General features: G+C 54.7%; 13 protein-coding genes. 7 read left to right on the top strand and 6 right to left on the bottom strand.

What is annotated here, in order from left to right:
- Positions 1-78 precede the first annotated feature (78 nt).
- From CAF74_RS29060 to CAF74_RS19450, 6 genes are all read left to right on the top strand, one after another.
- Entirely contained in the window at positions 79-1,161 is a 1,083-nt protein-coding gene (locus CAF74_RS29060; RefSeq protein WP_129972576.1) for a hypothetical protein, read from the top strand.
- A 5-nt stretch (positions 1,162-1,166) separates the two neighbouring features.
- Positions 1,167-1,901 carry a hypothetical protein gene (locus tag CAF74_RS29055; RefSeq protein ID WP_129972575.1) on the top strand — a complete coding sequence of 245 codons (735 nt, stop codon included), beginning with the start codon at positions 1,167-1,169 and terminating at the stop codon, positions 1,899-1,901.
- Between the two features lie 453 nt (positions 1,902-2,354).
- Complete coding sequence (locus tag CAF74_RS19465; protein WP_129972574.1) at positions 2,355-3,311, top strand: PIN domain-containing protein; 957 nt, start codon at positions 2,355-2,357, stop codon at positions 3,309-3,311.
- A gap of 342 nt (positions 3,312-3,653) precedes the next feature.
- A complete protein-coding gene (locus CAF74_RS19460) occupies positions 3,654-4,187 on the top strand; it encodes a PAAR domain-containing protein (RefSeq protein ID WP_085747405.1) in 534 nt (177 codons plus the stop codon).
- A 6-nt stretch (positions 4,188-4,193) separates the two neighbouring features.
- Positions 4,194-4,907 carry a peptidoglycan recognition family protein gene (locus CAF74_RS19455; protein ID WP_085611814.1) on the top strand — a complete coding sequence of 238 codons (714 nt, stop codon included), beginning with the start codon at positions 4,194-4,196 and terminating at the stop codon, positions 4,905-4,907.
- The gene (locus tag CAF74_RS19450) at positions 4,904-5,191 is read left to right on the top strand and encodes a hypothetical protein (RefSeq protein ID WP_085747404.1); all 288 of its coding nucleotides are present in this window, start codon (positions 4,904-4,906) and stop codon (positions 5,189-5,191) included. The genes CAF74_RS19455 and CAF74_RS19450 overlap by 4 nt, the downstream gene beginning before the upstream one ends.
- 453 nt (positions 5,192-5,644) lie before the next feature.
- Here the strand turns inward: CAF74_RS19450 and phnE are convergent, their stop codons facing one another.
- The 6 genes from phnE to CAF74_RS19415 all read right to left on the bottom strand — a co-directional run bounded on the left by phnE (position 5,645) and on the right by CAF74_RS19415 (position 11,005).
- Positions 5,645-6,412: a phosphonate ABC transporter, permease protein PhnE gene (gene phnE / locus CAF74_RS19440; RefSeq protein ID WP_085747403.1), complete on the bottom strand. Its 768-nt coding sequence runs from the start codon at positions 6,410-6,412 to the stop codon at positions 5,645-5,647.
- Positions 6,409-7,236 (bottom strand): ABC transporter permease, encoded by an 828-nt coding sequence (locus CAF74_RS19435; RefSeq protein ID WP_085747402.1) that lies wholly within the window; start codon positions 7,234-7,236, stop codon positions 6,409-6,411. The genes phnE and CAF74_RS19435 overlap by 4 nt, the downstream gene beginning before the upstream one ends.
- Positions 7,230-8,027, bottom strand: coding sequence for a phosphonate ABC transporter ATP-binding protein (locus tag CAF74_RS19430; protein ID WP_085747401.1), 798 nt, complete (start codon positions 8,025-8,027; stop codon positions 7,230-7,232). Before CAF74_RS19430 ends, CAF74_RS19435 begins: the two co-directional genes overlap by 7 nt.
- Positions 8,024-8,878, bottom strand: coding sequence for a putative selenate ABC transporter substrate-binding protein (locus tag CAF74_RS19425; protein ID WP_085747400.1), 855 nt, complete (start codon positions 8,876-8,878; stop codon positions 8,024-8,026). Before CAF74_RS19425 ends, CAF74_RS19430 begins: the two co-directional genes overlap by 4 nt.
- Positions 8,879-8,999: 121 nt before the next feature.
- The gene (locus CAF74_RS19420) at positions 9,000-9,992 is read right to left on the bottom strand and encodes a zinc-binding dehydrogenase (protein WP_085747399.1); all 993 of its coding nucleotides are present in this window, start codon (positions 9,990-9,992) and stop codon (positions 9,000-9,002) included.
- A 116-nt stretch (positions 9,993-10,108) separates the two neighbouring features.
- Positions 10,109-11,005, bottom strand: coding sequence for a LysR family transcriptional regulator (locus CAF74_RS19415; protein WP_085747398.1), 897 nt, complete (start codon positions 11,003-11,005; stop codon positions 10,109-10,111).
- A 164-nt stretch (positions 11,006-11,169) separates the two neighbouring features.
- On the opposite strand from CAF74_RS19415, the gene CAF74_RS19410 reads away from it, so the two are divergent.
- A complete protein-coding gene (locus CAF74_RS19410; RefSeq protein ID WP_011333861.1) occupies positions 11,170-11,919 on the top strand; it encodes an SDR family NAD(P)-dependent oxidoreductase in 750 nt (249 codons plus the stop codon).
- Position 11,920: the final 1 nt, after the last annotated feature.

Below are 11,920 nucleotides of genomic sequence, written 5' to 3'. Positions count from 1 at the left end.
GACATTATCTTATGGGCGTTATAGTTTTGTTATCATCGCCAATTTGTACGCAAAAAAATAGACGGGTTAAATCACACCATGGACGATCTACAAGATTCCGATATTGTTGTTAGACACGCAAATCTGAAGTCAAAGTGCTGGGTAGTGAGACCTGGATCCAGGTATAGATTTATCAACAATTTCCTCGAGATGGGCTGCATTGCAATGGCGCATCTTGATAACTCTACCCCTGACGAAGATGTCTTTGAGGTTCTTCGTGAAGCTAAGGGTGAAGATGTCTTCACAATTTGTGATGCAATAGAGCCAAATCTAACGATCAATGTGCGGGGACAAGTCCTTTCTTTTTTAAAAGAGATGGCTATTGGCGATGTAGTATTTACTTTGTCGGGATCTAATATCTATCCTGGAATAATTAGCGGAGATCCTTACGTTGCTAGTCAAGCGTTTTCTGACTCTGAACGATTCATCGTTAGAAGATCTGTAACGTGGGGCGATCCAATTGAGCGCAGTAAAATTCCCGTAACTTTGGCTAAAAGCTTTCACGCTTACCAAGCAATATTTTCTCTGGGGGATAACTCAAAAGAAATCCATCATTGGTTGAGTGCTTTTTTTGTAAGTGATGGAACATATTATAGTAGTCTTCGCGTCAATCAGGCTGGCGACCTTAGTCATCATTCATTAAAAAACTTGTCAGAAGTTATGGATAGGCTTCAGGTTTTGTCTCTGATGATTGGGGATAAAGAGGGCTTTGATCTTTCAAGTGATCAAGTAACTCTAGAAACTCTTCTCGATGTGATGAAGCGTTTTGATCGAGAAAGTTTGTTAGTCCTTACTTCGCAACAGGTGATGATGTCGCCTGGAGATATATGGTACGGTTTTAAATCAAATTCACTACGCTCAGGTGTTGCTTTTCTTGTTGGGCTGGCGCTGCTTTTTAATCAATCCATTGCTTTCGCAGATGCGGAGCTGGAGAGAATCAAGGAAGATGTAACTCCGGTGATTACGCAAAACCTTCCAGTTGTTAAGGACAATGTGGATCTGGAAGCTGTTAAGCAGGCGCTTTGGGTGAAGCCTGCTGGTCAGAATCGATCCTTCGTAGACCAAGAACCTTCTCCGGAACTGTTCCCTCAAGATGGCACTCCGCGATACTCAAGCAGGTAGGGATTATGTCGACCATGTGGGTATGGATTATCTGTTTTGGGGCATTAATCGCCCTAGCGTTTGCCATATATAATTTTAGAGTCGTCCTGCACGCACGCGTGTACGATTTTTTACGACATCATCAAGCTTATAATAATTTTGTTATAGCCTCTTGCGCGCTTGCAACACTTCTCTGGGGGGCATATACCTTTGACGCACTACAGCAGAAAGATCGGGCTTTGGCAGAGCTTGCGGATATCCAAAAGCGAATTAAAGATACAGAGTCTACATTTTTATCTGTAAAAGTTTCAGTGGTTAAAGCTAGTGATGGGTATTATCTAACCCCTACAGTAACTATTAAAAATAGCAGTAACGAAGCTATCTACTTTAAACTTTGTCCGGACTCTCTATCAGTAAGCAGGATCTCATACAATTTTGAGGGGCAAGCGCGGGCTGATAAAACGATTTTCCCTCTGCTCTATGAGAAAATATCCAACAATCCACAAGTGAAAAATAGCCCTCTTTTCGATTTGAGGATTCCAATTGCATCCGAACGAAATCTAAATTTCTTCGCTGCGGTTAAGGAGCCCGGTGTTTACTATGTGACTTTTTCAGCCTTGTCCTCAAAAGATGCTGCGCAAGGAGCTGATATTCAACAATGCAGCTTCAGTTCGAATATTAATATATCAGGGGCGAATAAAATTAATGGAAAAGACTCTATATGGTTCGCTTCTACATACGTAATCGTTAATGGTCAGTAAAGCACCAGTTTTTCCAGTACATGGCGCTGTTAGTTTAGGTATTAATAATCATGCATCAGCGACTGCTTTCGGCCGGAAGCGGTCGTTTGTGGTTGACGTCTTCCGGCCAAAAGCCTACGTCCGTGAGTAGACATTTACGTACCATTGCTACCGTCAATGTCTCCTAATCTTTTTGCGTTGTGCAGCGATTGATACTGTTCATACCTTTAGAGATGCTGTAATCAGGTGATAACAGTCTTAATGCCCTTGCTGGAAACGTCTGTTGGGAGTCCAGATCCCGCTTCCATGCCCTCAATCCCCTGTAATACACGTATAAGTCGCGAGGAGTATGGATACTGCAATACTCTGCCCGACGGAGGCCTAGCTCACCCTTTTAGAAAGTTTTTACTGGTGTGGGATATATGCTCCTTTTTTTGGAAGGAACTGTAATTTAATTGCTGGCGAGGAATGAAAGTGACAAAGCTATTTGTTGATACGAATATATATCTTGATTTTTATCGAGGTGCGCGTGATAGGTTGTCTTTATTTGAAGAGCTAAAAAAACTAAAAGACAAACTCATAATTTCAGAGCAAGGGTATAGAGAGTTTCAGCGAAATCGAACGGCGCAATTAATTAATCTTGCTAAAGAGATTAAGAAAACCTCATCCATCTCGATCTTCACCACGGCGGTGGTGCGAGACATGGTTGAGCATCAAAAAGCAACGCGTCTACAATCCGAGGTTCACAAGCTTGGAAAAGAGTTGGAGAGGAAGATTAACGCAATGCTTGAACCTAAGCCGGGAGACGATCCTGTGCTTGATGCATACGAAAACCTTACTAAAATTTGCACTTTTATAGAAACGGAAGAGAAGCTTATCACCAAGGCTAAAACGCGGAAGATACTAGGAAATCCGCCAATATCACCTGATAGACACTCGGTTTGCGACGAGCTACTGTGGGAGGAGTTGCTTGAATTCTGTGATGAGGATTTGATAATCGTATCAAACGATAAGACGTTCACAGAAAACAAGAAGATTCTTAGGGATGAATTCGCTAGTGTTAATTGTGGGAAAAGCCTGACAATCGTAAAATCTGTGAGTGATGCGCTTAACATTTTAGGTGCGGTTTCAGATCGTTTAGAATCGGTAGAGGCTGATATGGATTTAAACTCCAGAAAACCCCCATCAAGAATGGCCGACTCCATACTGGAAATTGCGATTAGAAAATCATCCCAAATAATCTCAAAGGTCCAAGGCAATTTTTTCACTTTGACAATGAAAAACGTGACTCTGGGCCAAACACTACCTGACGAGCATCATCTTACTGATGCAATAGATGAACTCATGAAAATGAAACTAATCGTAGATGTTGGTGATGGTGTTTATGAGCTAACCGAACAAGGTCGAGCATATGAGCCGTTCGATGACTGAAATCTGTCAATCATACAGAAGCACCTTTCATGCTGATCAGTCAGCCTGTTCTAGAGTGCTACGATTTTCACGAAGTGAAGTCGCTTTTTTAAATTAGGACTCGTTACAACGATTACAATAAAATTCTAATGATTATTCGCTCCCTCAGATAGAAAACGGGGTGCTCGCTTTTCTTTTACTAGCGGCAGCTATTGGCCGAATGCTGCCGCTCAACGACCTCTGCCTAACCATAGGCGATTCAAAGCTATCGCCGATATGCCCACCAGAGCGATGCCTTGAGCCACTGCTCTACGCAACTCTGATACAGTCGCCCTTGGAAAAATCGTAGACAGGAAGTCATACATGGCAAAGCCAGCTGCACGCATAACTGACCCCACCAGTTGCCCTATGCCTGGGCACGGGCCCAAAGCCATTGCGTCCGGATCTCCCGATGTGTTTTTTGACGGCCTCGCAGCTGCAAGGAAAGGCGACACTTGCACCTGCGGCAGCGCTTTGGACTCGGCAGTGTCTGCGACGGTGTTCATCAATGGCAAGAATGCCGCGCTGGTGGGAACCGTCGGCACACACGGCGACGTAGTTATTGGTGGTTCGGGTACGGTGATCATCGGCGACTCCCATAATCCTGCACCGTTCACGCCTCCACTCCCGCTTTTACTGCAGAAAACCTATGGGCATACTTTCAGCATCGTTGATAGCGAGACTGGTCAACCTCTAGTCGGAAGAAGTTTCACTGCCACTGTAAATGGTCAAAAGATTACAGGTGTTACCGACAGCGCCGGGATAGCAAAGATCAAAACCCCAGCCAAAGATGCCAATATTTCCATTAGCATTGATTTCACTTCTCCAGCTCGGACGCTTAACGAACTAACGGACTGACCCAGAATGGCTGAACAATTTACTACTGAAGCAAAAGCGACTGAAGTCAAACCCGCTGTGCCAGTTGCTCCCACGATTATCACCGTCAATGATAGAGCTGCCACTAGAGAAGCGATCATCAGACTACTCAGCAAAAACAAGTGCGAGTTTGTAGAACGATCATCATGGGGAGCACATAAAGCAAAAGGTGAAATGGTGGATGACTGGGACTACTCGATGATCGCCCTTCACCACGCAGGACGAAGTGTAGGCTGCGGTGCTGGTGCAGGACAAATGCGCGCGATTCAGAGTGAACATCAGGCTAAGTTTGATGATATCGGCTATCACTACGGTATCGATTGTACGGGTAAAGTCTTTGAAGGACGTGACATACGGTTCAAGGGATCAAGCGTACATAACTACAACACGGGTGTGATTGGTATTGTTTTACTGGAAAACCTGACAACCGCCGAAGAGGGTGGCGATATGGTCGCTTTTGCTCGCCAAGCCCTCGAAAGCATCAACGGCAACATGGACCAGAAAATTCCTGCCATACAAATTGATACCCTTCTGACCTTGATTCAGGCCCTGACCAGCGTTTTCAGGGTGACGACGTTAGGTGGGCACCGTGAATTTCCCATGCAAGCCGGCGAAGGAAAAATTTGCCCTGGTAATATCGGCATGGAGCTTGTTAGAAACCTTCGGATTAAAACCAAACTTTTGCGACCGCCTTCATCATGAAAACGCTGCTAATCATATTATCAACCACGATTGTCGCCATGCTTTATATAGGTTTTTACGAAAAGATGGAGGACGCTTATCCGGAAAAAGTATTCTTTATTAAGAAAAGTCCCACATTTCAGATGGAGTTTGAAAATATTTTCGCGTACGAATCCGATGATAAAAAATTGAGTGAGCTAAGCGAGGTGGAGCGAAGTCTGGTTATTGATTATTGCAAGTATCGGCTTGGATTGGATACGACATTAGAAAGTCAAAGCGAGCTTGAAAAGTGCAAACAAAGGTAATCGTAAGTCGTCTCTGTCAACCGAAGATTTCTCTGAAGGGCATCTGGCGACTATTGTCGATTGCGACCAATGGGGCTGTTTTTCCGGAGAAACAATGCTAACCGATCAGCAAGCTCGAATAGCACTCAAAGAGCTAGTAGAGAAGTATCTCAAAGGGAAAGCCCTGATTATCAGTTCTTAATTGAGTTGATTGACGACGCATCGCAGCCAGTTCCTGTCAGGGGAGTATTAGAGGATATTCGAAAATATGGCAACGCCCGATACACGCAGCAAGAATTAGAAAACATTGACGACTGCGTATACATCTTCGGCTGAAGCGGGTGCATGTCTGCACCCGCGTTGAAACATAGTAATTAATTGGCTTGGTTTGATTGACGTCATTTGAAGGCTGCTATTGGCCGGACGCGGACCTCGACGAATATTTGTTTTAAGCCACTTCAAAGACCATCCAACCTAAGCCTTAACCCACCGCCCCCGACTCCAAGCACTCAACGAATCCACCCCCCACACAAGCACCAACATCGCCAATATCACCGTCCCCGCCTGCGCCTCCTGAAACAAACTCAAGCTCACATACAACATCTGTCCCAACCCCCCAGCCCCGACAAACCCCAGCACACTGGCCATCCGGATATTGTTCTCCCACCGATACAAACAGTACGCCAGCAACTGCGGCGCCAGGTTCGGCAGGGTGCCGTAGCAGAACGCCAAAACCGGATTCCCCCCCTGCAACCGAATCGCATCCGCCGGTTCCGGCGGTGTGTTCTCCAGTGCTTCAGCAAACAACCGCCCCAACACGCCCGTGGTGTGCAGGGCCAACGCAAGTGTCCCGGCATTCGGCCCAAGCCCAGCCGCCAGCACCATCAACGCAGCCCACACCAGTTCGGGAATCGCGCGCAGGGCATTGAGCAGCAGGCGCGCGGCACTCTGAAAAAACCAGCCAAACCGGCCAGCGGCGGGGAGCGCCAAAAACAAGCCCAGTACAGCGGCGAGGAGGGTGCCGAGGGCGGACATTGCGAGGGTTTCCATCGATCCGCGCAAGATGGCGCTTAGGTAGTCAGCGCTCAGGTCGGGGCTGAGGAAACGTGCCACATACAAGCCCATCTGTTTCAGGCTGGTAGCGCTGCCGAGTTCTTCAAGGTCGAGACCCAGGTAGGTAAACGAGGCAATGACGGCCACGACAATGGCAAGAATCAGCACCGAATTGATCAGGCGTTTCATGCCAGCCTCCAGCGCAGCAGGCGGCTGAGTTGGTCGGCGCCGAGGACGAGGAGGAGGAATGTGAGGAGCATGCTGGCGACTTCGCCGCCGGCGAACATGCGGATCGACAGGTCGATCTGTTGGCCGAGGCCGCCGGCGCCGACGAAACCCATGACCACCGAGGCGCGGATGGCGCATTCCCAGCGGTAGACGGTGTAGGAGAGCAGTTCCGCCGCGACGTTGGGCAGTACGCCGTAGGCGAAGCTGGCGAGGCGGCCGCTGCCGGCCTGGAGCAGGGCGTGGGCCGGGCGTTGGTCGGTGGATTCGTAGATTTCGGCGTAGACCTTGCCGAGCATGCCGCTGTAGGTGATGGCGATGGCCAGCACGCCCGCCGCCGGGCCGAGGCCGACGGCGCGCACGAACAGCAGCGCCCAGACGATTTCCGGCACGCTGCGCAGGAAGATCAGCAGCCCGCGCACCGGCCAGCGCAGCAGGCGGCCCAACAGGCTCGGGCGGCCGCTGCGGGAGGCGGCGGTCAGCGACAGGGCGCGGCTGGCGAGCAGGCTGGCCGGCACGGCCAGCAGCAGGGCCAGGGCCATGCCAGCGGTGGCGATGGCCAGGGTTTGCAGGGTGGCTTTGAGCAGTAATTGCAGAAACTCGCGGTCATGGGCCGGCGGCCAGAACATCGACACGAAGCGGCCCATTTCACTCTGGCTGTCGGCGTGAAACAGCACGCCCAGATCCAGTTCGCTGAGCTGAATGCCGGGCCACAGCAAGGCAATCGCCAGCCCGGTCAGCAGCAACCGTGGCAGCGCGGCGGGGTCGCGGGTATCGGCGCTCAGCATCGCGGAATCTGCACAATCAGTGGGGTGACGGCGGGCGCCGGGGATTGCAGTTGTTCGTTGGCGTAGAGGGTGTCGAGCATGTCGCGGCTGACCTGCGCGGACGGGCAGTCGAACAGGATCTGCCCCTCGCGCAGACCGACGATGCGCGGGAAGTGCGACAGCGCCAGTTCCACCGCGTGCAGGCTCGCCACCAGCGTCACGTTGTGCTCGCGAGCATGGCGCGACAGGATCGACAGCGTGTGCCCGGCCAGCACCGGGTCCATCGCCGAGACCGGTTCGTCGGCCAGCAACACCTCCGGCGCCTGATACAGCACGCGGGCAATACCGACCCGCTGCAACTGCCCGCCGGACAGTTGCTGGCATTGGCTGAAGAGTTTGTCGGCCAGATCCAGTCGCGCCAGTGCAGCGCGGGCGCCGGGCACGTCGAGTGGGTGCAGCAGGTTGATCAGGCTTTTGCCCAGGCTCCATTGCCCGAGTTTGCCGGCCAGCACCGCCGTCACCACCCGTTGCCGGGGCGGTAGCGGCGGCGCCTGATGCACCAGGCCGATGCGGGCACGCAGGCGTTGCCGTTGGCGCGCGGACAAATGCCAGGCGCGCTCGCCCAGCACTTCGATGTCGCCGCTGCTGGGCCGAATCGCAGTGGCCAGCAGGTTCAGCAGGCTGGATTTACCGGCGCCGGACGGGCCGATGATCGCCACCTGTTCGCCGGCCTCGATCTGCAAATCGACGCCACGCAGGGCCTCCACGCCATTGGTGTGGTGCAGAAAAGCTTGTTTGAGGCGCAGCGTCATTTCAGCAAGTCGGCGGCGCGGGCGGCTTCCTCGATGCCTTTGTAATTGTCCGGGCTGGTTTCGATAAAGCGGCTGGCGGCTTGCAGGTCGAGGATTTTCTTGTGCTCGGGGTTGGCCGGGTCGAGGTCGAGGAAGGCTTTTTTGATCTTCGCCGCCAGCGCCGGATCGAGGGTGCCGCGCACGGTCCAGTTGTAATCGAAGTAGGCCGGGGTGGTGGCGAAAACCTTGACCTTGTGGGTGTCGACCTTGCCGGCGTCCACCAGTTTCTGCCAGACGCTGGCGTTCAGCACACCGGCGTCGACCTTGCCGGCCTGCACCCAGGCGACGGTGGCGTCGTGGGCGCCGGAGTAGCCGACGCGGCTGAAATAGCTTTCCGGTTTGATGCCGTCCTTGAGCATGAAATAGCGCGGCATCAGGCTGCCGGAGGTGGACGACACGGAGCCGAAGGCGAAGGTCTTGCCCTTGAGGTCGGCGAGGCTTTTCACATTCGGGTCGGCGGTGATGAATTTGCTGGTGAACTGGGCGTCTTGCTCACGCTGCACCAGCGGAATGACCTTTGGATCACTTTTCAACTGCGCCTGGACGAAAGTGAAGCCACCGAGCCAAGCCAGATCGAGACGGTTGGTGGCCAACGCTTCGACCACCGCCGGGTAGTCGGCCACCGGCACAAACTCGACTTTCATGTTCAGTTGCTTCTCCAGATAAGACCCCAGCGGCTCGAACTTGCGCAGCAGCTCGGTCGGGGCTTCATCGGGAATCGCGCTGACCTTCAACACCTCCGCGGCTTGCGCCAGCACGGCGGACAGGGACAGGGCCAGACCAGCGGTCAGTGCCAGGGTTCGCTTGAGCATGGAATTCTCCGTTTCGTGGGCATCAAGGTCGATGCACCCGTCGATGGGCAATCATCGTCGGGTGCAACGTCAGGTTAGACGAAACGGCACGATTGCGAGGGAGTCGGGCCGTGGTTGCTTGTCAGGCGCTGGGCAATCGCGTCACCCATTTCCCGCCACCCGCGCCGTCCTTCAGGGCGCGCAAGGCCTGGGGCAATTCATCGAAGTTGAACATCTGCAGCGCCGGGCCGATCAGGCTGCCGTCGAGCAGAGCTTGCAGCAACTGCTCGCCGTTGCGGCGCAAGGTCTGGCGATCGTGCAGGCTGGCGTGGACGTGGAAGCTGTTCAATGCCACTTCATGCAGCGAAATCGCCGTGGTGAACGCCGGCAGCGGCGCGCTTTCCTGACGATCCTGAATGCACACCAGATGGCCGTTGTAGCCCAGCAGGTCGGCCATTTTCGCCGCGTGAGCGCCGCTGACCGTGTCGAATACGGCATGCAAACGACGTTCGCCGAGGCTGGTTGCGAGTGCGGTTTGCCAGTCCGGTTCGCGGTAATCGAATACGCCGACTGCGCCCAGGGCCTTGAGCTTTGCATGATGCGCGCCGGACGCGGTCGCCCAGACCCGCCATCCGCGTTGTACTGCCAGTTGCACCAGCAGCAGACCGACCGCGCCGCCGGCGCCGATCACCAGCACATCGGCTGCGCCATTTGCGGGGACTTTTTCCACGGCTTGCCACGCGGTCAAACCGGGGCAGGGCAGTGACGCCGCCGCGGCATCATCGAGCGCGGCGGGCACCGACAGCACGGTGGCGGCGTCGAGCAGGCAGTACTCGGCGAAGCTGCCATCGCTCGCCAGTGATTGGTGATACGCCACGCGACTGCCGGGTTGCAGTGTCACGCCGGCGCCGGCTGCGACCACCACGCCCATGCCGTCGACACCCGGCACACGGCCGGTGCTCCAGGCGGGATGGCCCCACTCGATGATCTTCCAGTCCACCGGGTTCAAGGCGATGGCGCGGTTGGCCACCAGCACTTGGCCGGGGCCGGGTTGCACGAGGGGTTTGCGGGTCAGTGTCAGGCCATCCAGCCCTTGGCCGGACGTCCAGGCCCAGGCAGCGTAATCGGTTTGCATTGTGCGGTTTCCCATGACTGTCAATGGCCGCCAGTATCGGTGGCAACGGGCATGAGAAGAACCGGCCCTGGGTCAAAGGTGTTTTGCGTAAAAGTCAGCAATGCTCGCGCAGCACCTCAATCGACCTGCGCAAACCGCTCCACCAGCCAATCAATGAACACCCGCACCCGATTGCTCAAATGCCGGTTCGGCGGATACAGCACATGAAACGGATAGGCCGGCGGACGCCAGTCCTCGAGGATCGGCACCAGTTCGCCGCGCTCGATGGCGGTCCTGACCGTGTAGCTGAAGGTGTGGATGATCCCCAGCCCGGCGAGGCCGGCCGCCAGGTGCGCGTTGCTCTCGTTGACGCTGATCAGGCCTTTGCCTTCGATCTGATGGCGTTCGCCGTTGCGCTGGAAGTTCGACGGCAGGATGCGCCCGGTGGAGGCCGAGCGGTAGGCGATCAGCTGATGGCTGGCCAGGTCGAGCGGGTGGCTCGGAGTGCCGTGGCGTTGCAGATAATCGGGGGTGGCGCAGGTGGTCCAGGACACTTCGCCGAGGCGCCGTACCGCCAGGGTTTGTTCGGTCAGCGGACCACCGCGAATCACGCAGTCCACCCGCTCACTGATCAGGTCCACCGGGCGGTCGCTGACGCCCAAATCAATTTGGATGTCCGGATAGCGTTCGAAGAACTTCGGCAGTTCGGGGATCACCAGCATCGTCGCGGTCGAGCCGCCGATGTCTACGCGGATCTTGCCGCGCGGCAGGCCCTGGGCCTGGCTGAAGCCTTGGTCGATGTCGTCCAGTTGATGCAGCAGTTGTTGGGTCAATTGGTAATAGGAAGCGCCGTCGGCGGTGACGGTGAGGCGGCGGGTGGTGCGTTGCAGCAGGCGTACGCCGAGGTGGTTTTCCAGTTGGCCGATCAGTTTGCTGACGGTGGTTTTCGGCAGGTTCAGCGAGTCGGCGGCTTTGGTGAATGAACCGCTTTCCACGACGCGGGCGAAGGTGCGGATCGCCATTAACTGATTCATCGGTTCGGGCTCAGTGGATTGGACACGGCTGAGTATTGTGCATGTCTGTGCACAAACAAAACCGATTTTGCGGATTTTTCAATTCAATCGATCGGCCTAAAGTCGCTTCCAACGGCTCACCTACGACCCGTCACCTACCTCGAAACGGTTACTGGAGATTCATCATGAGCAACAGACTTGAAGGCAAAATCGCACTGATCACTGGCGGCACCACCGGCATCGGCCTGGCTTCGGCGCAGGAATTCGTCGCCCAGGGCGCCACCGTATTTATCACTGGCCGTCGTCAGGCCGAGCTGGACAAAGCGGTCGCCGCCATCGGCCCGCGAGCCATCGGCATTCAGGGCGATGTGGCGAAGCTGGAGGATCTGGATCGCATCTACAGCGAGATTTCCGCCAAGGCTGGGCACCTCGACATTCTGTTCGCCAACGCCGGCGGCGGGGACATGCTGCCGCTGGGCTCGATCACCGAAGAGCACTTCGACCGGATTTTCGACGCCAACGTGAAGGGCACGCTGTTCACCGTGCAGAAGGCCTTGCCGCTGCTGCGCGATGGCGCCTCGATTTTGCTGACCTCGTCGACCACCTCGGTGCAGGGCACGGAGAACTTCAGCGTCTACAGCGCGAGTAAAGCGGCGGTGCGCAACTTCGCCCGCTCATGGTTGCTGGACTTGAAACCACGGCGCATCCGCGTTAACGCGATCAGCCCTGGCCCGGTGCGCACGCCAGGTCTGGCAGGGCTGGTGCCGGCGGAACACACCCAGGGGCTGTTCGATCAACTGGCGTCTATCGTGCCGATCGGGCGTCTCGGCGAGCCGAGCGAGATTGCCAAGGCTGCGTTGTTCCTGGCCTCGGATGACAGCAGCTTCGTCAACGGCATCGAGTTGTTCGTTGACGGCGGTACTGCGCAGATCTGAT

This window comes from Pseudomonas sp. R45(2017) (assembly GCF_002112305.1).
Taxonomy (GTDB): domain Bacteria; phylum Pseudomonadota; class Gammaproteobacteria; order Pseudomonadales; family Pseudomonadaceae; genus Aquipseudomonas; species Aquipseudomonas paraglycinae.
Note: the sequence above shows the minus strand (reverse complement) of the source record. Positions and strands in the feature narration are given on the sequence as shown.

Bases quoted from the DNA above. Each gene is read 5' to 3' on its own strand.
- CAF74_RS19455 (WP_085611814.1), top strand. From the start codon at position 4,194: ATGGCTGAACAATTTACTACTGAAGCAAAAGCGACTGAAGTCAAACCC.
- phnE (WP_085747403.1), bottom strand. From the start codon at position 6,412: ATGAAACGCCTGATCAATTCGGTGCTGATTCTTGCCATTGTCGTGGCC.
- CAF74_RS29060 (WP_129972576.1), top strand. From the start codon at position 79: ATGGACGATCTACAAGATTCCGATATTGTTGTTAGACACGCAAATCTG.
- CAF74_RS19430 (WP_085747401.1), bottom strand. From the start codon at position 8,027: ATGACGCTGCGCCTCAAACAAGCTTTTCTGCACCACACCAATGGCGTG.
- CAF74_RS19435 (WP_085747402.1), bottom strand. From the start codon at position 7,236: ATGCTGAGCGCCGATACCCGCGACCCCGCCGCGCTGCCACGGTTGCTG.
- CAF74_RS19425 (WP_085747400.1), bottom strand. From the start codon at position 8,878: ATGCTCAAGCGAACCCTGGCACTGACCGCTGGTCTGGCCCTGTCCCTG.
- CAF74_RS19410 (WP_011333861.1), top strand. From the start codon at position 11,170: ATGAGCAACAGACTTGAAGGCAAAATCGCACTGATCACTGGCGGCACC.
- CAF74_RS19415 (WP_085747398.1), bottom strand. From the start codon at position 11,005: ATGAATCAGTTAATGGCGATCCGCACCTTCGCCCGCGTCGTGGAAAGC.
- CAF74_RS19420 (WP_085747399.1), bottom strand. From the start codon at position 9,992: ATGCAAACCGATTACGCTGCCTGGGCCTGGACGTCCGGCCAAGGGCTG.
- CAF74_RS19460 (WP_085747405.1), top strand. From the start codon at position 3,654: ATGGCAAAGCCAGCTGCACGCATAACTGACCCCACCAGTTGCCCTATG.
- CAF74_RS29055 (WP_129972575.1), top strand. From the start codon at position 1,167: ATGTCGACCATGTGGGTATGGATTATCTGTTTTGGGGCATTAATCGCC.
- CAF74_RS19450 (WP_085747404.1), top strand. From the start codon at position 4,904: ATGAAAACGCTGCTAATCATATTATCAACCACGATTGTCGCCATGCTT.